23 protein-coding genes are annotated in these 19259 nt (G+C 72.0%); 13 read left to right on the plus strand and 10 right to left on the minus strand.

The features are described from left to right. The first annotated feature begins 66 nt into the window (after positions 1-66). Positions 67-1488, plus strand: coding sequence for a GntP family permease (locus DAE25_RS10215; protein ID WP_107766104.1), 1422 nt, complete (start codon positions 67-69; stop codon positions 1486-1488). 65 nt (positions 1489-1553) lie between these two features. On the opposite strand, the gene DAE25_RS10220 is transcribed toward DAE25_RS10215, so the two are convergent. Genes DAE25_RS10220 through DAE25_RS10230 form a run of 3 tightly spaced genes read right to left on the minus strand, consistent with a single transcriptional unit; the run spans position 1554 to position 2815 of the window. Continuing rightward, a complete protein-coding gene (locus DAE25_RS10220) occupies positions 1554-1829 on the minus strand; it encodes a hypothetical protein (protein WP_107766105.1) in 276 nt (91 codons plus the stop codon). 36 nt (positions 1830-1865) lie between these two features. Beyond that, positions 1866-2159 carry a Dabb family protein gene (locus DAE25_RS10225; protein ID WP_107766106.1) on the minus strand — a complete coding sequence of 98 codons (294 nt, stop codon included), beginning with the start codon at positions 2157-2159 and terminating at the stop codon, positions 1866-1868. Then, positions 2156-2815: a TetR/AcrR family transcriptional regulator gene (locus tag DAE25_RS10230; RefSeq protein WP_107766107.1), complete on the minus strand. Its 660-nt coding sequence runs from the start codon at positions 2813-2815 to the stop codon at positions 2156-2158. Before DAE25_RS10230 ends, DAE25_RS10225 begins: the two co-directional genes overlap by 4 nt. 85 nt (positions 2816-2900) lie before the next feature. Here DAE25_RS10230 and DAE25_RS10235 point away from each other — a divergent pair, with 85 nt between their 5' ends. Next, a complete protein-coding gene (locus tag DAE25_RS10235; RefSeq protein WP_107766108.1) occupies positions 2901-3848 on the plus strand; it encodes an NAD(P)-dependent alcohol dehydrogenase in 948 nt (315 codons plus the stop codon). A gap of 21 nt (positions 3849-3869) precedes the next feature. Here the strand turns inward: DAE25_RS10235 and DAE25_RS10240 are convergent, their stop codons facing one another. Both DAE25_RS10240 and DAE25_RS10245 read right to left on the minus strand, forming a co-directional pair. Beyond that, on the minus strand, positions 3870-4835 hold the full coding sequence (locus DAE25_RS10240; RefSeq protein WP_107766109.1) for an SDR family NAD(P)-dependent oxidoreductase: 966 nt from the start codon (positions 4833-4835) through the stop codon (positions 3870-3872). After that, positions 4832-5269, minus strand: a complete 438-nt coding sequence (locus DAE25_RS10245) for an SRPBCC family protein (RefSeq protein ID WP_159083668.1) — start codon at positions 5267-5269, stop codon at positions 4832-4834. The genes DAE25_RS10240 and DAE25_RS10245 overlap by 4 nt, the downstream gene beginning before the upstream one ends. Positions 5270-5376: 107 nt before the next feature. Between DAE25_RS10245 and DAE25_RS10250 the strand changes: the two genes are divergently transcribed. After that, on the plus strand, positions 5377-7197 hold the full coding sequence (locus tag DAE25_RS10250; RefSeq protein ID WP_107766111.1) for a DNA/RNA non-specific endonuclease: 1821 nt from the start codon (positions 5377-5379) through the stop codon (positions 7195-7197). 3 nt (positions 7198-7200) lie between these two features. On the opposite strand, the gene DAE25_RS10255 is transcribed toward DAE25_RS10250, so the two are convergent. Further along, positions 7201-7500 (minus strand): hypothetical protein, encoded by a 300-nt coding sequence (locus DAE25_RS10255; RefSeq protein WP_107766112.1) that lies wholly within the window; start codon positions 7498-7500, stop codon positions 7201-7203. 103 nt (positions 7501-7603) lie between these two features. Here DAE25_RS10255 and DAE25_RS10260 point away from each other — a divergent pair, with 103 nt between their 5' ends. Further along, positions 7604-8128, plus strand: a complete 525-nt coding sequence (locus tag DAE25_RS10260) for a DUF2231 domain-containing protein (protein ID WP_107766113.1) — start codon at positions 7604-7606, stop codon at positions 8126-8128. Positions 8129-8208: 80 nt separating this feature from the next. Here DAE25_RS10260 and DAE25_RS10265 read toward each other — a convergent pair whose 3' ends face one another. Continuing rightward, entirely contained in the window at positions 8209-9219 is a 1011-nt protein-coding gene (locus tag DAE25_RS10265; RefSeq protein WP_107766114.1) for an aldo/keto reductase family protein, read from the minus strand. A gap of 19 nt (positions 9220-9238) precedes the next feature. Between DAE25_RS10265 and DAE25_RS10270 the strand changes: the two genes are divergently transcribed. Next, positions 9239-9865 carry a class I SAM-dependent methyltransferase gene (locus DAE25_RS10270; protein WP_199907526.1) on the plus strand — a complete coding sequence of 209 codons (627 nt, stop codon included), beginning with the start codon at positions 9239-9241 and terminating at the stop codon, positions 9863-9865. A gap of 58 nt (positions 9866-9923) precedes the next feature. Here the strand turns inward: DAE25_RS10270 and DAE25_RS10275 are convergent, their stop codons facing one another. Then, positions 9924-11168, minus strand: a complete 1245-nt coding sequence (locus DAE25_RS10275) for an HNH endonuclease signature motif containing protein (protein WP_107766116.1) — start codon at positions 11166-11168, stop codon at positions 9924-9926. A 218-nt stretch (positions 11169-11386) separates the two neighbouring features. Continuing rightward, the gene (locus DAE25_RS10280) at positions 11387-11848 is read right to left on the minus strand and encodes an AAA family ATPase (RefSeq protein ID WP_199907527.1); all 462 of its coding nucleotides are present in this window, start codon (positions 11846-11848) and stop codon (positions 11387-11389) included. 108 nt (positions 11849-11956) lie between these two features. Between DAE25_RS10280 and DAE25_RS10285 the strand changes: the two genes are divergently transcribed. The 6 genes from DAE25_RS10285 (at position 11957) to DAE25_RS10310 (ending at position 17214) form a co-directional block, all read left to right on the plus strand. Next, positions 11957-12535, plus strand: a complete 579-nt coding sequence (locus DAE25_RS10285) for an ArsR/SmtB family transcription factor (protein WP_107766117.1) — start codon at positions 11957-11959, stop codon at positions 12533-12535. Further along, positions 12532-13323 (plus strand): SRPBCC family protein, encoded by a 792-nt coding sequence (locus DAE25_RS10290; protein ID WP_107766118.1) that lies wholly within the window; start codon positions 12532-12534, stop codon positions 13321-13323. Before DAE25_RS10285 ends, DAE25_RS10290 begins: the two co-directional genes overlap by 4 nt. 54 nt (positions 13324-13377) lie before the next feature. Next, positions 13378-13989 (plus strand): hypothetical protein, encoded by a 612-nt coding sequence (locus DAE25_RS10295; RefSeq protein ID WP_107766119.1) that lies wholly within the window; start codon positions 13378-13380, stop codon positions 13987-13989. A gap of 273 nt (positions 13990-14262) precedes the next feature. Further along, the gene (locus DAE25_RS10300; protein ID WP_107766120.1) at positions 14263-15288 is read left to right on the plus strand and encodes a glycosyltransferase family 2 protein; all 1026 of its coding nucleotides are present in this window, start codon (positions 14263-14265) and stop codon (positions 15286-15288) included. Positions 15289-15427: 139 nt separating this feature from the next. Beyond that, positions 15428-16777: a calcium-binding protein gene (locus tag DAE25_RS10305; protein ID WP_159083669.1), complete on the plus strand. Its 1350-nt coding sequence runs from the start codon at positions 15428-15430 to the stop codon at positions 16775-16777. Positions 16778-16827: 50 nt separating this feature from the next. Beyond that, positions 16828-17214, plus strand: coding sequence for a nuclear transport factor 2 family protein (locus DAE25_RS10310; RefSeq protein ID WP_107766122.1), 387 nt, complete (start codon positions 16828-16830; stop codon positions 17212-17214). A 183-nt stretch (positions 17215-17397) separates the two neighbouring features. Here the strand turns inward: DAE25_RS10310 and DAE25_RS10315 are convergent, their stop codons facing one another. Next, complete coding sequence (locus tag DAE25_RS10315) at positions 17398-17856, minus strand: MOSC domain-containing protein (protein ID WP_107766353.1); 459 nt, start codon at positions 17854-17856, stop codon at positions 17398-17400. A 46-nt stretch (positions 17857-17902) separates the two neighbouring features. Here DAE25_RS10315 and DAE25_RS10320 point away from each other — a divergent pair, with 46 nt between their 5' ends. Both DAE25_RS10320 and DAE25_RS10325 read left to right on the plus strand, forming a co-directional pair. Beyond that, positions 17903-18589 (plus strand): SDR family NAD(P)-dependent oxidoreductase, encoded by a 687-nt coding sequence (locus DAE25_RS10320; RefSeq protein ID WP_107766123.1) that lies wholly within the window; start codon positions 17903-17905, stop codon positions 18587-18589. Positions 18590-18634: 45 nt separating this feature from the next. Beyond that, positions 18635-19228: a TetR/AcrR family transcriptional regulator gene (locus tag DAE25_RS10325; RefSeq protein WP_159083670.1), complete on the plus strand. Its 594-nt coding sequence runs from the start codon at positions 18635-18637 to the stop codon at positions 19226-19228. Positions 19229-19259 lie beyond the last annotated feature (31 nt).

Consider the following 19259-nt stretch of genomic DNA (forward strand, 5'->3'; position numbering starts at 1 on the left):
CCGGTGGCCAACGACGTGGTGGAGCAGATAGACAGGACCCCGCTGTTCTCGGAACGAGGAGTCCCCATGGTTGCCGTCCACACCGCCATCGCGATCGTCCTGGTCATCGCGCTGATCATCCGGGTCAAGGTCGACCCAGTGATCTCGCTGGTGCTGGGCTCGCTCTACCTCGGGCTGGCCGCGGGGGTGGGCTTCGCCGGCACGATCGAGGCGATCACCGTCGGCTTCGGCGGCATCATGGCGGAGGTCGGCCTGCTCATCGGCTTCGGCGTGCTCATCGGTGCGTTGCTGCACTCGACGGGCGCGTTCCGCCGGCTGGTGGGCCTGCTGGTCAAGAGCGTCGGCGCCGGCCGGTTGCCCTACGCCCTGACCTCGCTGCTCGCCGTCGTCATGCCGTCGATCTACGTCGACGTCCAGGTCGTGCTGGCCGCACCGGTGGCCCGCAGCGCCTCGCCGTTCATCGGCCGCACCGGCCTGCCCGTGCTGGCGTCGGCGCTCGGCTGCGGCATCTTCGCCGGCTACGTGTTCGTCATCCCCGGCCTCGCGGCGATCTCCATCGCCGGGCTGCTGGACATCCAGCTCGGTGACTGGCTGCTCTACGGGCTGGTCATCGGACTGGTGACCGCCGTCGTCTCGACGCTGCTCATGCGGCTCCTCTTCAGCGCCGGCGGCTGGTGGGACCCCGAGACCGACGAGGAGGTCGACGAGGCGATGGCCGAGCAGGAGGCCGCCGACGCGGCGTACCTCACCGGCGAGGCGGAGAGCGCGCACGAGGCGATGTCCCGCGCCGAGGACGAGGCCCGCGAGACGGAGAAGGCGCACGGCGTACGCCGCCTGCCGCTGCTGGTCCTGATGCTCCCGATCCTGGTGCCGCTGCTGCTCATCGCCTTCGGCGCCTTCGCCGAGCTCGGCGGCTGGTCGAACGCGTTCATCGCGTTCCTCGGCGACGCCAACATGGCGCTCTTCATCGGCCTGATCGGCGCCTACACGCTCTCGCGGATGTCGGCCGGCGCGGAGCGCACCGACCACGCCATGACCGAGGGCTTCCACACCACCGGCGAGATCCTGCTCATCACCGGTGTCGGCGGCTCGCTCGGCGCGGTCATCGAGGCGACCGGCCTCGACTCCGTGCTGGGCGACCTCTTCCGCGCCGACGAGGGCGCCCCGATCATCCTCAGCATCCTGCTCGCGTGGTTCATCGCGGCGGTGCTGCACCTGGCGATCGGCTCGGTGTCCGTCGCGGCGATCACGGCGGCCGGCATCATCGCGCCGATCCTCGACTCGCTCGCCGTCTCGCCGATCGTGATCGGCCTCGCCATCGCGTCGGGCGCGATGTTCGCCCTGCAGGTCAACAGCAACTTCTTCTGGATGTTCAAGTCGCTGCTCGGGCTCTCGACCAAGGGCACGCTCAAGACGCTGACCCTGGTGACCTCGGTCGCGTCGGTCGTCTCGCTGCCGCTCGTGATGGTGGCGGCGCTGGTCGCCTGACCGGGCTCGGGCGCGGCGTCGTACGACGCGTCACCGGCGAGCCAGCGCGTCGTACGACGCGGGCGTCAGTCGTCGTCCTCGACGGACTCCTCCGCGGCCTGCTCGGCGACCTCGTCGGACCCCGGCCCCACCTCGTGGGCGCTGGAGTCCACCGCGTCGGTGTCGACCATGTCGCCGACAGTCGCGTTGCCCGCGGGCTCGGCGTCGAGGGCCGCGGCGGAGTCGTCGACGCGCTCCCCGGCGCCCGGGAAGGAGGAGGCCGGGCTCCCGTCGGCGTCGCTGGCGTCGGGGTCGTTCCAGTCGCCGTTGGTGCCGGTGCTGTCGGTGCCGGGGGTGTCCATGCTCGCGACCCTACGCGCGGGGCGCGGACGGCAGGCTCACCCCAGCGGCTGGTAGTCGAGCTCGAGGAAGTCGTCGACCTCGGGCACCCAGCGCTGCGCGACGAAGGCCGTGTGGACCGGGTGCACGTTGTAGGCGTCGTACGCCGCCTGGTCGGCGAACTCCATCGAGAACCCGAAGGAGAAGTCGTTCTTGGTGCCCGTCTGGCGCAGCTGCTCGAAGCGCTGCACCCCGGGGATGGCGGCCAGAGCGGCGCCGGCGTCGAGGAACTCCTGCTCCGCGGGCGAGCCGGACGGATGGACGAGCCGGAAGGCGACGGTGTGGCGGATCACCCGTCGACCCTAGCCGTCGCGCTCAGCCGCTCCTCGAGCCCGTCGAGGACGAGGTCGAGCCCGTAGTCGAACTCGTCGGCGTAGTCGTAGGTGCCGCCGGAGATCTGCTCGGTCATCATCTCGACCAGGTGCGGGTAGTCCTCGGCCGCGAGCGCGAGCCCCTCGGCGAACTCCTGGGCGTCCTCACCGGCCTCCATCGGCAGGTTGAGCTCGGTGAGCACGAAGCCGTAGACGTAGGCGTCGAGGACCGAGTACGCATGCGCCGCCAGCCGCACCGGGAACCCGGCGTCCCGGAGGCAGCCGATCACCGCGTCGTGGTGGTGCAGCAGCGCCGGTCCCGGGTGCCGCCGGGACTCGAGCAGGCCCAGCGCCCACGGGTGGGCGAAGAGCACCGCGCGCGCCGACGCGGCCCGGGTCCTCATCGCCACGCGCCAGGGCTGGTCGGGCCGGGGCAGCCTGATCCGTGAGAACGCCCAGTCCGCGAGCGCGTCGAGCAGCTCCTCCTTGCCGCGCAGGTGGTGGTAGAGCGACATCGCCTCTGCGCCCACCTCGCGACCGACGCTGCGCATGCTCACCGCCCCGAGCCCGCCCCGGTCGGCCACCGTCACGGCGGCCTCGACGATGCGGTCGCGGGTCAGCGCAGGTCGGGCCGACATGCCACCTCCGAGGTATGGGCCATTGCGGACTTACGGGTGTAAGGCTACAGTCCCCGTCAAGACTTACACGCGTAAGGGAGCCGACATGAGAGCAGCAGTCGTCCACGAGTACGGCGCACCGGGCGTCGTCCGGGTCGTCGACATCGACACCCCCACCCCCGGAGCGAAGGACGTGCTCGTCCGCATCCGCGCCACCGCGGTCACGGCCGCCGACTCCCGCATCCGGGGCGCCCGGTTCCCGCGCGGCTTCGCTCCGTTCGCCCGGCTGGCCTTCGGGATCCGCCGGCCCCGGACGACGGTGCTGGGCAACACGTTCTCCGGCGTGGTCGAGGCGCTCGGACCGAAGGTCACTGGCATCGCGGTCGGCGACGAGGTCGCCGGCACGACCGGCCTGCGGATGGGCACGCACGCGGAGTACGCCGTGGTCCCGGCGTCGCGGGTCGTCGCCAAGCCCGCCGGCGTCAGCCACGACGACGCGGCCGGAGTGCTCTTCGGGGGCGCGACCGCGCTGTTCTTCCTCCGCGCCAAGGCCACCGTCGGGCCGGGCACCCGGGTGCTGGTCAACGGGGCGTCCGGGGCGATCGGTACCAGCGCCGTCCAGCTCGCGAAGCACGCCGGGGCCACGGTCACGGGCGTCACCAGCGGGGCCAACGCCGACCTGGTCCGCAGCCTGGGAGCCGACCACGTCATCGACCACACGACCACCGACCTGGCGTCGGTCACCGAGCGCTACGACGTCGTGCTCGACACCGTCGGCACCCTCTCGCCCGCCTCCGGCCGACGCCTGCTGGCCGACGGCGGCGTCCTGCTGCTGGCCGCCGCCGACCTCGGCGAGCTCCTGCGCGCCCGCGGCGACGTCCGGGCCGGCACCGCGCCCGAGCGGGTCGAGGACGCCCGCGAGCTGCTCGACCTGGTCGCGTCGGGCGCACTGCGCGTCGTGCTCGACCGGGTGGTCCCGCTCGACGACGTGGTCGCCGCCCACGAGCGCGTCGACTCCGGCCGCAAGGTCGGCAACATCGTGCTCAACCCCTGACCGGGTGCCGCCCCGGGCGGCTCAGTCGGCGAGGCCGGCCGCGTCCTTGAGCCACGCCCACGCCCGGGCCCGCTCGTCCTCGCCGGCCCGCGTGGTGGGCACGATGTGGAGCGGCCGCTCGACGCGGTCGTGCCAGAAGCGCCCGTTGGGCGGCGCCGGCTCGGCACCGACGAGCCACACGCTGGTGTCCGCGCCCTGGGCGTCGTCGCGCAGCACACGCCGGGTCAGCGACCGGAAGCGCGGCAGGGACTCCTGGACACCGGGGGTGTCGGCCCAGCCGGGGTGCATCGCCGAGGTCGTGACGTCGTCGAGCGACCACCGGTCGGCGAGCAGCGCCAGCATCTCGACCTGCATCCGCTTGGACCGGGCGTAGGACGTCGTCGGCGAGTAGTCGCCGCGGAGGTACTCCGGGTCGTCGGCGCGCAGCGCCTGGCTGTACATCCCGCCGCTGCTCACCAGCACGACCCGGCCCCCGGCCAGCTGCGGTCGCAGCGCCTCGGTCATCACGACGGGACCGAGGACGTGGACGGCCATGCTCAGCTCGTGGCCCTGCGCGGACTCCGAGCGCTCCGGCGGCATCACCCCGGCGTTGTGCACGATCCCGTGGATCGCCGGCAGCTCGCCCGCCACCTCGCCGGCGAAGCGGCGTACGTCGTCGAGGTCGCCCACGTCGCAGCGCCACAGCCGCAGCGACGCACCGGGCAACCGGCCGGCGATCTCGTCGAGGACCCGACCGCCCTTGGCCTCGTCGCGCACCACGAGGTGGACGCGGGCGCCGAGCGCGGCGAGGCCCTCGGCGGTGGCGATCCCCAGTCCGGAGCTCGCGCCGGTCACGAGCACGTCGCGGCCGGCCAGCGCGTCGGGCGCGGGGTCGGCCGGCCAGCCCGGCAGCGCCTGCCGCACACGCAGCCCGATGGTCGTGTAGCCCAGCACCAGGGTCCGGTCCATCACGGTGTCGAGCGCCCGCACGGGCAGCGGGCGGCTCATGCGAGCCGGTCCAGGTGGGTGCGGAGCTCGTCGACGGTCTTCTTCGCCAGGACCGGGAGGTAGGCCGCGACGACCGGCACCGCGAAGCGCGCCGCGCCCTTGAAGGCGAACTCGGCCGTGTAGGTCACCTCGGAGCCGGTGCCGCTGGCCCGGACGCCCATCACGTCGTGGCCGTCGAACTGCTCGTTGTGCCCGGTGAGGTGGATCCGCGTGGGGCGCTCGGCCTCGACGGTCGTGTAGGTGATCTCCGTCGTCCGGCCGAGGAAGGACGAGACGTTGCGGTAGACCGTCCCCACCCCGCCGTCGCCGGAGACCCGCTCGCAGGACACGGTGCCCGGGTCCCACTCCTCGGCGTTGGTGAAGTCGGCGAGGTAGTCGTAGACGGCCTCGGGCGACGCGGTGGTGGTGAACGTGCGGGACACGGTGGGCTTCATCGGCATCACTCCTGGGGTCGTCCTCCACGCTACGGGGCGGGACCCACACGGAGTGCCGGCGTCCCGGCGCCGTACCGCTGTCCCCGATCCGCCGTACCGTCGGGTCCATGCCCACCACCGCGACCCCGGCCGCGCTGCGCGACTACGTCCGCCGGCACGGCTCCGACTTCCTCGCCGACCCCAACATCACCTCGATCGGCATCGGCCACAAGGTCGTCGACGGCCGGCGCACCGACGTGATGTGCGTGCAGTTCACGGTCGCGGCCAAGGTGCCGCCCGAGCAGGTCGACGACCTCGGTTCCGCCCTCATCCCGCAGTCCGTCGAGGTGGAGAGCACGGCGGTGCCGACCGACGTCCTCGAGCGCGCCTACGCCCCGTCGTACGCCGTGGTGCCCGAGGCCGCCCCGGACGCGCGGCGTACGCGCATCGACCCGGTCGTCCCGGGCGTCAGCGTCGCGGGCGCGGCCGAGAGTGCGGGCACGATCGGGTGCATCGTCTGGGACGCCGACACCGGGGCGCCGCACGTGCTGAGCAACTGGCACGTCCTCCAGGGCCCCGGCGGCGCGATCGGCGACGAGGTCCTCCAGCCGGGTCCGTACGACGACAACCGCGTCGGCCGCAACCGGCTCGGCGTCGTCACCCGCTCCCACCTCGGCATCGCCGGTGACGCCGCGATCGCCACCATCGAGGACCGTGGGTTCGACGCCACCGTGCTCGACCTCGGGGTGGCGCCGGTCGAGCTGGGCGACCCCGAGCTCGACGACCCGGTGGTCAAGTCCGGCCGGACGACGGCGGTCACCCACGGGCGGGTGTCGCGCGTGGACGTGATCGTGCGGCTCGACTACGGCGAGGCCGGCGAGCACCGGATCGGCTGCTTCGAGATCCGCCCCGACCCCGCTCGCCTCCCGGAGGACGGCGAGCTGAGCGACGGTGGCGACTCGGGCAGCGCGTGGCTCTTCAAGGCCGGCAACGGCCGTCCGACCCGGGTCCTGGCAGGGCTGCACTTCGCCGGCGAGACCGACGGACGCGACTCCGAGGAGCACGCGCTGGCCTGCCTGCCCCGCTCGGTCTTCGACAAGCTCGGCATCACCCTCTCCGCCGAGGCGGCGGCGGAGGCCGCAGCCGCCGCCGGCGCGTCCGGTTACGACGAGGGCTTCCTCTCCACACCGGTCGGGGTCCCCACGCTGGCCCCCGAGCTGGTCGAGGACGCCGTCGAGGTCGACGGGGACCAGGTCGTCCCCTACACCCATTTCTCGCTGACCATGAGCACGTCGCGACGCCTGGCCCGCTGGGTCGCGTGGAACGTCGACGGCACCGCCATGCGCCGCCTCGAGCGCAGCAACGACTTCCGGCTCGACCCGCGGGTGCCGGGCGACGCGCAGGTCGGCGAGGAGCTGTACGCCGACAACCGGCTCGACCGCGGGCACCTCGCGCGCCGCGCCGACCTCACGTGGGGCACGGCGACGGAGGCCGCGCAGGCCAACAGCGACTCGTTCTTCTTCACCAACATCGCGCCGCAGATCGACGCGTTCAACCAGGCGTCGCGGTACGGCGTGTGGGGGCGGCTCGAGGACGCGCTCTACGAGGCGGTGACGGTCGACCGGTTGCGGATCAGCGTCTTCGGCGGGCCGGTGCTGCGCGACGACGACCGCGAGTACCGCGGGGTGCTGGTCCCGCGCGAGTTCTGGAAGGTCATCGCGTGGGAGGAGGACGGCGCCCTCACCGCCCGGGCCTTCCTGCTGACCCAGGACCTCGACCCGCTCGAGGCCATCGACCTCGGCGAGTTCGAGACCTACCAGGTGCCGCTCGCCGACCTGGCCTCCCGGACCGGGGTCCTCCTCGACCCCTCGCTGTCGGCCGGGGAAGCGTCCGGCACCGAGGCCGTGGCGCCGCACGTCGTCACCTCGGAGGAGGACATCGTCTGGTGAGCTTCAGGCCTGCAGGCGCCACGCGGTGGTGAAGGCCTCCTCGATCGCGTCCCGGTCGCCGCTCGCGAGGTCGGCCACGACCATCATGTGCTTCTCGAGGTGCGACGGGACGCTGAAGGTCCCGGGGAAGTCCCGCACCAGGTGGTCGCGTGCGTCGAACGACGTCCGGACCACGACGCTGCGCTCGTCGAGCTGGCGGGCGACCCGACGGCCGTGACGGCTCCACTCGAGCAGGCCGCCGCGGGTGCGCTCGCCCACGCCGTCGAGGCCGGCCGCGAGCTCGGACAGGTCACCGAGGTCCATCCCCGCATGCTGCCACGAGGAGCGCGGTGGGCCCTGTCCTTCCGGGCCCGGTCGTGGTCGACTGTCGGGCGTCGACCCTCACCTCGATCCTCAGGAGGACCGCATGAGCCTGCTCGAGTCATTCGCACGACGCATCGAGGACGCCGAGGTGCTCGATCCGCTCGCCGACTACTCGCGGTCCCTGGCGCAGGACAAGTTCAACGACTCGTCCACCCTGGACGACCTGCTCGGCGGCGAGTGGCTGGGGCACCGCGTGCACCCGGTCGCCGTGCAGGTCCCGATGGGCGCCTGGCTGATGGCCGTGCTGCTCGACCTCGTCGACGGCGAGAAGCACGCGGCCGCGGTCGATGCCCTGCTGCTCACCGGCTGCGTGGCCGCGGTCCCCACCGCCATCACCGGGGCACACGACCTCGCGACGACCACGGGCGCCGCGACCCGGGTCGCGATCGTGCACGCCGGGACGATGGACGTGACCCTCGCGCTCTTCTCCATGGCCTGGGTCCGGCACCGCCGCGGCAATCGACGGGGCGCCCGCCGACTGGCCCTCGCGGGGGTCGCCACGGCGGGCGTGGGCGCGTACCTGGGTGGGCACCTCGTCTACCGCCTCGGGGTCGGCGTCGAGGACTGACCCCGAGGCCGACCGACCGAGGAGCCGGCGCGACCGCGACGCCGACCGGATCGGCGGCGCGGACGCGTGCGGCGTACGACTCAGACCACGCGGGTCCGCGGCGCGTTGGCCAGCGTCATGGCCGGGTCGCGCACGACGACGTCGCCGAGCGCGTCGTCGATCGCCTTCATCGCGTCGGCGTCGAGCTTCACGCCGGCGGCCTTGACGTTCTCGCCGACCTGCTCGGGCCGGGAGGCACCGACGAGCGCGGAGGCCACGTTGTCGTTCTGGAGCACCCAGGCGACGGCGAGCTGGGCCATCGTCAGGCCGGCCTCGTCGGCGACGGGCTTGAGCGCCTGGACGCGGGTGAGGACGTCGTCGTTCATGAAGCGCTTGATCATGTCGGCACCGCCCTTCTCGTCGGTGGCGCGCGAGCCCTCGGGCAGCGGCTGGCCGGGCACGTACTTGCCGGTGAGCACACCCTGCGCGATCGGGCTCCACACGATCTGGGAGACGCCGAGCTCCTCGCTGGCGGGGACGACCTCGTCCTCGATGACGCGCCAGAGCATGGAGTACTGCGGCTGGCTCGAGATCAGCTGGAAGCCGAGCTCGCGACTCATCTCCACGCCCGCGCGGATCTGGTCGGCGGTCCACTCGCTGACGCCGATGTAGAGCGCCTTGCCCTGGCGGACGATGTCGGCGAAGGCCTGCATCGTCTCCTCGAGCGGCGTCTCGGTGTCGAAGCGGTGGGCCTGGTAGAGGTCGACGTAGTCGGTCTGCAGCCGCGTGAGCGATCCGTTGATCGACTCCATGACGTGCTTGCGGGAGAGGCCGGTGTCGTTCTTGCCCTTGGGGCCGGTCGGCCAGTAGACCTTGGTGAAGATCTCCAGCGACTCGCGCCGCTCGCCCTTGAGGGCTTCGCCGAGCACGGTCTCGGCGGCGGTGTTGGCGTAGACGTCCGCGGTGTCGAAGGTCGAGATGCCGGCGTCGAGCGCGGCCTGCACGCACTGGGTCGCGATGTCGTTCTCGACCTGCGACCCGTGGGTCAGCCAGTTGCCGTAGGTGATCTCCGAGATCTTGAGCCCGCTGTGTCCGAGGTATCGATATTCCATGGCTGCCAAACTACGGGCCATGGGTGAAGGGGAGCACGGGCACGGTCACGGACACGGACACGAGTGGGACGAGCGGTACGGCGACGAGCCACTGTGGAGCGGTCGGCCCAACGAGGCGCTGGTCCGGGAGGTGTCCGGGCTCCCTGTCGGGACCGTGCTCGACGTGGGGTGCGGTGAGGGCGGCGACGCAATCTGGCTGGCCAGGCAGGGCTGGCAGGTCACCGGCCTCGACGTCTCCGGCCGCGCGCTGGAACGCGCCGGTCGCGCTGCCGACGCCGCGGGTGTGGAGGTCGAGTGGCGCCACCACGGGCTCGAGGACCTGCCGGCCGACGCGGCGTACGACCTGGTCAGTGTGTTCTACCCCGCCCTCCTGCGCGGCGACGGCTCGATCGTGTCCACCCTCCTCGGCGCGGTCGCGCCCCGAGGCACGCTGCTCGTGGTGCACCACGCGTCGGTGGACCGGGCGCAGGCACTGGAGCGCGGTTTCGACCCGGACGACTACGTCGGCCACGACGACCTGCTGGCTGCGCTCCCGGGCGACGACTGGACGGTCGAGTACGCCGCGGTCGTCGAGCGTGCGCCGGTCGAAGGTCCTGGCGCGCACCACACGGCAGACCAGGTCCTGCGGGCGCGACGCGACCGCTGATTCCTCGACCTCGTCCCGATCACGGTGGTCCAGATGAACCGCCATGTTGACGGTCGGCCTATCTGCGGCGGTGGAACCGGAGGTCGCCGTTGGGGAGGCGGTCGTGGAGGTACCGGTCGTCGTGGGCGCGATGGTGGTGGTGCGAGCAGAGGAGGATCCCGTCGGCGAGGTCGGTCTTGCCGCCCTTGAGCCACGGGATCAGGTGATGCGCCTCGCACCACGCCGCCGGGATGTCACACCCCTCCGCCCGACAGTGCTGGTCGCGGAGGTCCATCGCCCGCCGCTGGCCCAACTTGTAGAGCCGCTCGCCCCTGCCGAGGTCCAGGACCTCGGACTTACCGCCCAGGACCGCGGGGATCACGTGGGAGGTGCACATCAATCGTCGTGCTTCGGAGGCACTGATCCGTCCGCCGGTGTTGGTCGTCGCTACCCCGAGGCCGCTGATCATCGTGTCGTAGTCCATCGTCACGACCACGGACGTCGCGGTCCCGCCGTGGCGGGGCAACTTGTTCGGGTCGAGGTGCTCCAACAGGGCGCAGAACGCATGACCCAGGCGGGTCGGGTACGACACCTTCGTCCCGGCACCCGTGCCGGCCGTCCCAGCCGGGTCGCCGTCGTGCTTGCGGGGGTTGGTCCACGCGTGCAGGTACGTCAGCAACCGGTCCGCGGTCGCGTCGGGGACCCGGATCCGGATCGTCGTCGACCCATCACCGTGAGAACGGGTCGTGAGGCTGGTGGTCCTGCGGGCCTTCCGTTCCTCACCCTCGAGCCGCTTGCGTTCCTGCTCCTCACCCACCTCCGGGGCGACGATGTCGAGGATCCGGCTGCCGAGCCGGCGGAGCTCCTTCGGCGCGAACGTCGCCGCGTACTCCACCAGAGCCTTCTCCGCGTTCACGACCACACCGGCCGGGGTTTCGTCGGGGAGGTCGTCCAACGCCCGGGCGATCACGTCGGCCTGCGCCGTCGACACCTCACCCGACCGGTGGGCCTGGGCCAGGACCGTCCACCGGTGCTCGAGTGCCCCCGCGAGGGTCATGTCGTGGCGGGCGGCACCGCGGTCGACGAGGAGCTCGCGCTGGCACCACGCCGCGACGTCGCGGTCACCCTTCTCCTCGGTCACCTCGTCAGCGACCGCCATCAACCTGAGTCGGGTCGCGTCGACACGAGCCGACAACCGGGCGAACTCCCGCATCGCTGCTGCCTTGTCGGCCGGTGAGAGGTAGAGCAGCTCGACCGCGTCCGCCTTGTCCAGGGCCGCAGCGATCGCCTCGCCACACTCCTGGACCAGGTGTCCGGTCGTCATCTCAGCCCCCCGCTGATCGGCTCCTGAGCGTCCCCACGAGCGGGGACCAGTTCCGTGGCACCATGCTACTCGAACGTGTGTTCGAATTACGGCAGGAATCGGTCAAGAGTTCGTCAAACCCCGGCGCACCCGGACGGCGACGTGCCGGCGCGCTCGAGGCGTCGTACTGATGGGGCATGTCCCACGAGGTGCACGGCCGCAGAACAGCGTCGCCTCGCTCACCGAATGACGGTGAGCGGGCCTTCGTCCGGCGTCGGCGGCTCGAAGTGGTCGAAGTACTCGGCGACGAGGTCGTCGGTGAGCACGAAGTCGTCGGAGTGACTGCCGCGCCTTGCCCTCATCCGCCTCAGGACCGTGTCGCGATCGGTCGCCAGGTAGATGGTCTCGGGCACGACGCCGGTCGGCTCGAGCAGCTCGCGGTAGTCGTCGCGCATCCGTCGGGACCAGAACGAGAAGTCGAGGACGACGTCGGCGCCGTGCGCGACGAGATCCAGCAGCCGCGCCCGCAGGTCAGCCTCGATCTCGGCACGGACGTCCGCAGGCAGGGGCACGCTCGACATCCCTCGACGCCACATCTCGACGTCGAAGGACAGGCGCACCATGCCCTCACTCTCCAGGCGCTGGGCATGGGTCGACTTCCCGGCCCCCGAGGGGCCGCACATGAAGATCACGCGGCTCACGCCTGGACCCTACGTCCCCGGAACGTGGTCACGATGCGGGCGAACGAGACACCAGAAGGACCTGACCCACCCTGGACAATAATTCTTGTCAAGCGGATCGTGGACCCCATGCACGACGTCGAAGTCATCGAGGACGCGGAGGCGGCAGCCGCCGCCCTGGACCCGGTCCGGGCCCGGTTGCTCAGCGAGCTGGCCGTCCCGGCCTCCGCCGCCGGGCTCGCCGCCCGGGTCGGGATCACCCGTCAGAAGGTCAACTACCACCTCAAGTCGCTCGAGGCGCACGGCCTGGTGGAGCTGTCCGAGGAGCGCCGGCACGGCGGGATCACCGAGAGGGTCCTGCAGGCGTCGGCGTCGTCGTACGTCGTGTCGCCGGCGGCCGTCAGCGCCTCCGCGGCCGATCCCGACGCCAACGCGGACCACCTGTCGGCGGGCTACCTCGTCGCGCTGGCCGGTCGCCTGGTGCGCGAGGTCGGCACCCTCGCGCGCCGGGCAGGCGCGTCCGGCAAGCGCCTGCCGACGCTGACCATCGACACGCAGATCAGCTTCCGCTCGGCCGCCGACCGGGCCGCCTTCGCGGACGACCTGACCGCGGCCGTGCTCGACCTGGCCGCCCGCTACCACCACGACGACGGGCGCCCCCACCGGCTCGTCGTCGCGTCCCACCCCCTTCCCGAGGAGTACTCATGAGCACGATCCCGAACGTCCCCTACCGCCTGCAGTTCAGCGTCGAGGTGCCGGGCACCCCGGAGCAGGTCTGGCAGGCCGTCGCCACCGCCCGGGGCATGAGCGCCTGGTTCCTGCCGACCGAGATGGAGGAGCGCGCGGGCGGGTCCCTGCACTTCACCATGGGTCCCGAGATGGGCTCGGACGGCCACGTCACCGAGTGGGACCCGCCGCGCCGCATCGTCTACGAGGAGGACTGGGCGGCCCTCATGGGCCAGGAGCCGGACGCGCTCAGCCCGCTGACCTCCGAGTTCCTCGTCGAGGCGCAGTCCGGCGGCACCTGTGTCGTGCGCGTGACCAGCAGCGGCTTCGGGACCGGCGCCGACTGGGAGTCGGAGTTCTGGGACGACATGGGCATCAGCTGGAAGCCCTTCTTCGACAACCTGCGCCTCTACCTGTCGCACTTCCCCGGCCAGGAGGCCACCATGCTCGAGGCCACCGCCTCCCACCCCGGCGAGGCGGAGACGCTCTGGTCGACCCTCCACCACGCGCTCGGGCTGGGTGACGTGGGCTCCGAGGTCGACGTCCGGGGTGCCACCGGCACGGTGGAGCGGGTCGGCGAGCGGCAGACGCTGGTCCGGCTCACCGCACCGGTCCCGGGGATGCTCAGCGTCTTCGCGCACGGCGAGGGAGACGGCAGGTCGGCCACGGGCGTCCGGGCATACCTCTTCTCCCCCGACGCGGCGGACTACGTACGGCGCGAGGAGCCGGGCTGGCAGGCCTGGCTGGACGGGCTCTCCGTCCCGGCCTGAGCAGCACGCGGCACGCCCGTCCCCGCGGCACCCGTCCCGGCTATCGTCACGGGCGTGCCCGGTCGCCAGCCCATCTTCGTGGTCAGCACGAGCGCGGACGAGGCCGAGCTGCAGCGTGTCCGGGACGACCTGGGGCGCGACCCCGTCGTGCTCACCGCCCCGACGGCCGAGGCAAAGCGGGTGGTCTCCGCCCTCGGGATCGAGCCCAGGGTCGAAGTGCTGCTGGCGCCGGCGAGCTTCCCCCCTGCCGACCGTGGTCACCGGCTGGACGATCTCGTGCGGCGCGACGCCCTGCGCGACCGCTTCCGCGACGTCGTCGTCGTGACCGACCCGGCCACCGCGACGCTGCTGCTGCGGGTCCTCGCGCCCGACCAGCTGGCCACGGGAGGCGCGGTCACGGTGGTGGGCCTGCCACGAGGGGATCGACCGGTCGCCGTACGCCGCGCGGTCGCCGGCGGCGTCGTGCTCGGCGTCGTGACGGGTGTCGCGGAGCAGCAGGCGGCGGTCCTGGCGTTGCCGGTTGCCGTGGCGGTCGTCGGGCTCGGCGTGCTCCTCGTCCCGCCCTGGCGCCACCTGGGCCGGGAGCTGCTCCTGGCGGCGGGCATCGCCGTGGCCGTCCTCCTCGTGGTGGTCGCCGGGTCGGCGCGCTTCCCCGGGGGCTGGTGACGCTCGGGGACCGAGCACCTCGGCGCACGAGTCCCGGCTGCCCACAACCATCACTGCCTACGCGGCGTCATAGCGGCGTTCCCACCGCTCGACGTACACGCCACGGAGGCCCGATGACCAACGCCACGAACGCTCACACCGGAGTGAAGAAGGGCCCGGTGGCCGCCTTCACCGCGAGCGACCGCCGCCGTCGTCGTCGGTCCGGCATGCACGTCCCCACACCTCCGGTCTGAGGCAGCAGATCGTGTCCCCGACCTCCGTCCCCGCGCCTCGGTGGATTCGTTGATCTGGACGGTCAGCACCGTCAAGGACACGGTGGCCAACCTCGAGCGCTTCGTGACCCGCAATCTCGCCGGCGGTGTCGACCACCTCGTCGTCTTCGTGGACGACGACGACGCCGGGTCTCTGGAGCTCCTGTCATCGCACCCCCACACCACCGGCATCGCCGCAGGACCGTGGTGGGGGCCGGGTCGCCCGGACGCGCTCAACAGTCGTCAACGCATCGCTGCCAACGCAGTCCGCGCGATCGCGGCCGGGCTGGGCGACGTCGCATGGGTCTTCCACATCGACGGCGACGAGGCCATCCAGCTCGATGCTCGACGACTCGCGAGCCTGGGTCCTGACGCCCGGGCCGTTCGCCTCGAGGTGCTGGAGGCGGTTGCGCAGTGGGACCCGTCCCCCGGGTCCGAGCACCTCTTCAAGAGGAGGCTCGCCAAGGACGACCTGAACGAGCTCGTCGCACGTGGACTCGTCGACCGACCGCGCAACGACCACTACTTCAACGGTCACGTCAACGGCAAGATCGGCGTCCGCCCGGCGTACGACGTCTGGCTCGGGATACACCGAGCCATGGACGATCGCCGGCAAGCACTTCCGGCCCTGGAGGCCCCGTGGCTGCGGTTGCTCCACTACGCGACTCCGCCCGGACGCGACTTCGAGCGCAAGTGGCGGAACCTCCTCAGCTCAGGAACCCGGGCCACCGTGCGGTCTGCTCGCACGCCCGTCGCAGACGGCCTGCGCGCCACGATCGCCGCCGGCGAGCCGATGGGACCAGACGCCCTCCGCAGGGTCTTCGAGGAGACCGTCGCCGACGACGTGCCCTCCCTGCGCGCCCTCGGGGTGCTCGAGGAGATCGACCCCTGTGCGGTGCAACATGCTCCGACGCCGTACGCCGCGGCGGAGGAGCTCGAGAGTCGGCTGCTGGCTCTGTCTTCCCAGGACAAGCGCGCCTTCGAGCCCGAGCGAGGCGCCGCTGCGGGTCGAGCCCTCGTCGACGCCTACCCGGGCAAGCCGTCATGACCCCAGACAGAAGGGATCGGAGTGCAGGCTGCTGCCCCTCCCGCAAGCGCCGACCGGGCGGCGGGAACGGCCACAACCCTTCCTCACCTGGCTGCGTCATACCCGCCGACAACCACTGGTTCGCCCTACTCACGGAGGCATGATGCGCAAGGCCACGACGACTCTCACCGGACTGATCGGCCTGCTGGTCCCGCTGGCCGTCGTGGGCGCCATGGGAGCCGGGGCTCCAGCACACGCCGCCGAGCAGTCGTGCGACGGGCGTCCCGCCACGATCGTCGCGACAGTCCCGACCACCTGGCCGATCATCCCGGTCGTGGGGACGCCGGGCGACGATGTGATCGTGGGAACGTCGGGGCACGACCGGATCGACGGAGCAGGCGGCAACGACGTGATCTGCGGCCTCGCTGGCGGCGATCACCTCACCGGTGGGGAGGGTGACGATCGGCTCTTCGGCGGTCTCGACGGCGATTACGACGTCGACAACGGCTACCCGGGTGACCTCCTCGTACCGGGCCCGGGCAATGACCACGTCGACATCGGCGTGGACCTCCAGTCGCTCAACCTGTGGGAGGGCGATCCGGTCGACGGCCTCGACCGGATCTCCTACGCGGACTCGGCGGCAGGAGTCACCGCGGACCTGGCCACCGGGCGGGCCACAGGTGAGGGCCGGGACACCATCGTCGTCGGTGGCGCCTTCGGCGTCATCGGGTCGCCCTTCGACGACCACCTCACCGGCACCGATGAGATGAACTTCTTCAAGGCCGGAGCCGGAGCCGACACGATCGTCGCCGGGGATGGCGATGACGTGATCTGGCCCGACGAGACCATCCCTGCGGACGGCGCCCCGGAGGATCGGGACGTCGTCGAGGCAGGCGACGGACGCGACCGCATCTCCTTCTCCGGTGGCGACGCCGTCGACGCCGGGCCGGGCAACGACCATGTGTTCGGCAGCAGCGAGGCACGCGGGTCGGTGAGCGGCGGCACCGGTCGCGACTGGCTCCACATCGAGGGGTCCGGGGCCATGGCGGTCCGTGGGGGCGCCGGGAACGACCACATCATCGCCACCTACACCCACCGGGGCCGCTACGCCCTCGACGGTGGCAGCGGTCGCGACAACATGTCCGTCCGCATTGCCTCCACCGTCCCCGAGCAGCGCATCACCGTCGACGTCTCCGAGCGGCGCATCAGTCTTGCCGGGCATCGGGCGTCGGTGCGGCTCAGTGGCGTGGAGACGTTGCACATGAAGGGCAAGGGACGGAAGAAGACGGGCCTGACCTACATCGGCAGCAACCGGGACGACAGCTTTGCGGTGGGGAGTGCTGCGTTCTCGGTGCGGGCCCATGGCCTGGGTGGGAATGACAGCCTCGGCGGCGGCAACGGCCGGGACTTCCTTGACGGTGGTCCCGGACGCGACACCCTCGACGGCAACGGCGCCGTCGACCGCTGCGTCAATGGCGAGAAGACAAGCCTGTGCGAGATCAGGCGCTAGATGGAACGGCCACAACCCGCGAGCTCCCGCCGTCTGACACCCTGACGCGCATGGACGCCGCATCCCAGGTCATCGAGGCTGCCGAGGCACGGGCGCTCGCCCTGGCCGACGGCGATGCCGACCGGCTGGTCGCCCTTCTCCACCCGGAGTTCCGGTGGACGGCCCACGTCGGGGAGACCTACGACCGCGCCGAGTACGTCCGTCGCAACACCGAGGGGCACACGGTGTGGCGATCGCAGACCATGCTCGACCCGCACGTGGTCGTCGTCGACGACACCGCGGTGCTCCGCTGCGAGGTCACCGACGTCGTGCTGTCGGGGGACGACGAGCCAGCGACGTTCCGGATGCCGATGACGCAGGTGTGGGTGCGCACGGACGGGCGCTGGTCGTGCCTCGGCGGTCACGCAGGCCCGCGCCGGTCGCCGGTGTCCGAGTGACGGCCCGCGGAGCCGGGCCCCTCGTCGTCAGCACCTCGCCATCGGAGACCTGACCCTGTCGAGTCCCTGACCGCCGGCCCGAGACCACCCGCCGTGCACGGTGACGGCAGTTGGGCGGGCTCCCCTCGGTCCCGAGCGTGGCCGACGACCGAGACGGCGCCAACTGCCTTCACTGTGCACGCGTCAGCGCGCGTCCAGGTCGACCGCGTCACCGATCCGGATCGAGCCCGACTCGAGCACCCGGCACACCGAGCCGGCCCGACGCCGCAGCGCCTCCTGGGCGCCGGCGCCGATCGTGTCGTCCAGCAGCTTGCATGGTGCAGCGACCCGCACGACCTCGAGGAGCACGTCGCCGATCCGGATCCGCGCACCGGGCTCCCGCGGCACGACGCCGCCGGTGACGGTCAGGTTGCGGCGGGTGAGGGCGGCGGGGATGTCACGACCGAAGACCTCGGCCGACTCGGCCAGCGCGGTCGCGCTCTGCACCGTCACGTGCCGGTGCTTCGTGCCGTGGTAGCGGTCGCCGACGATCCCCCGCCCGGCCTCGGCCTCCACCTGCTCGACCGAGCGCATCGGCAGCCGGGTCGCCTTGGCCACGTGGATCGCGGCGATCGTCGTCGACGAGGGGGACGGTGAGGGCATCGACACGAAACGCCACGGTAGTCAGGTGGTGGCTACTGTCGCCGACATGAGCGCACGCGAGCTGGACGGGGCCCGGATCGCAGTCGTCGGGGCGAGCGGCGCCCTCGGGTCGCTGGTCTCCCACGAGCTCGTACGCCGCGGCGCGAGGCTGCTGCTCGTCGGCCGCGACGCGACCCGGCTCGAGGCCCTGGGCATCGACGCCCCCGTGGTGGTGGCCGACATCGGGGACGCCACGGCCGGTGACACCATCGCGGAGGCCGCGCGGGCGGCGTACGGCGGGCTGGACGGGCTGGTCAACGCGGCCGGCGTCGTCGCCTTCGGCCCGCTCGTGGACACCCCCGACGAGGTGATCGAGGAGCTCTTCCTCACCAACGTCGTCGGACCCCTCTTCCTCGTCCGCCGCCTGCTGCCGCTGCTGGAGGAGTCGCAGGGCTTCGTCCTCCAGGTCAGCGCGGTCGTCGCCGAGCGCCCGCTGCCGGGGATGGCGGCGTACTCCGCGAGCAAGGCCGCGCTCAGCGGCGTCGCCACCGCCCTGCGCACCGAGCTGCGCCGGACGAAGGTCACCGTGCACGACGTCCGGCCGCCGCACACCGAGACCGGTCTCGCCACCCGTCCCCTCTCGGGCCAGGCGCCCGGGCTGCCGCAGGGGCTGGCCCCCGAGGACGTCGCCCGCCGGATCGTCGACGCGATCGCGATCGGCGAGACCGACCTGGGTGCGGCCGCCTTCGGCTGATCGATAATTCTGCACTTCTAGCCATGGAGTGCAAGAATGCACTCCATGACCCAGAGTGCAACGCGTCGCGAGCAGCGGCGGCTGCAGACCGAGCGCCGCATCACGGTGTGCGCACAGCGCCTCACCGAGGAGCTCGGGCTGGACGGCTTCACCATGGACGAGCTCGCCGAGGCCGCCGACGTGTCCCGCCGGACGCTGTTCAACTACTTCCCCAGCAAGATCGACGCCGTCCTCGGCAACCCTCCGCAGATCCCCGAGAGCGCCGTCACCACCTTCCTCGAGGGCGGGCCGCACGGTCACCTCGTCGACGACGTCGGCGAGCTGGCCTCGGTGTTCCTCAGCTCCGAGCTCCTCACCCGCGAGGAGATGGAGCGGGGTCGTCGCCTCGTCACCACCACGCCGCGCTTGATCATGGCCGCCCACGAGCGCTTCGAGCAGCTCACCGGGGAGTTCGTCGACGTGATCCTCGCCCGCGAGGGGAACGACTTCGGTGCCGAACGTGCCCGCCTGCTGCTCCGGCTCCTCGTCGCCCTCTTCGACGGGTGCATGACGTCCGACGGCGGCGACCCGGACCTCGAGGTCCCCCTCGCCGACGTCTTCACCGAGCAGCTCCGCATGGCCCGCGACCTGCTCGCCTGACCACCGGGGCACCACCCCCGTTCCACCCCCT

The organism is Nocardioides terrigena (assembly GCF_003047265.1).
Lineage (GTDB): Bacteria > Actinomycetota > Actinomycetes > Propionibacteriales > Nocardioidaceae > Nocardioides > Nocardioides terrigena.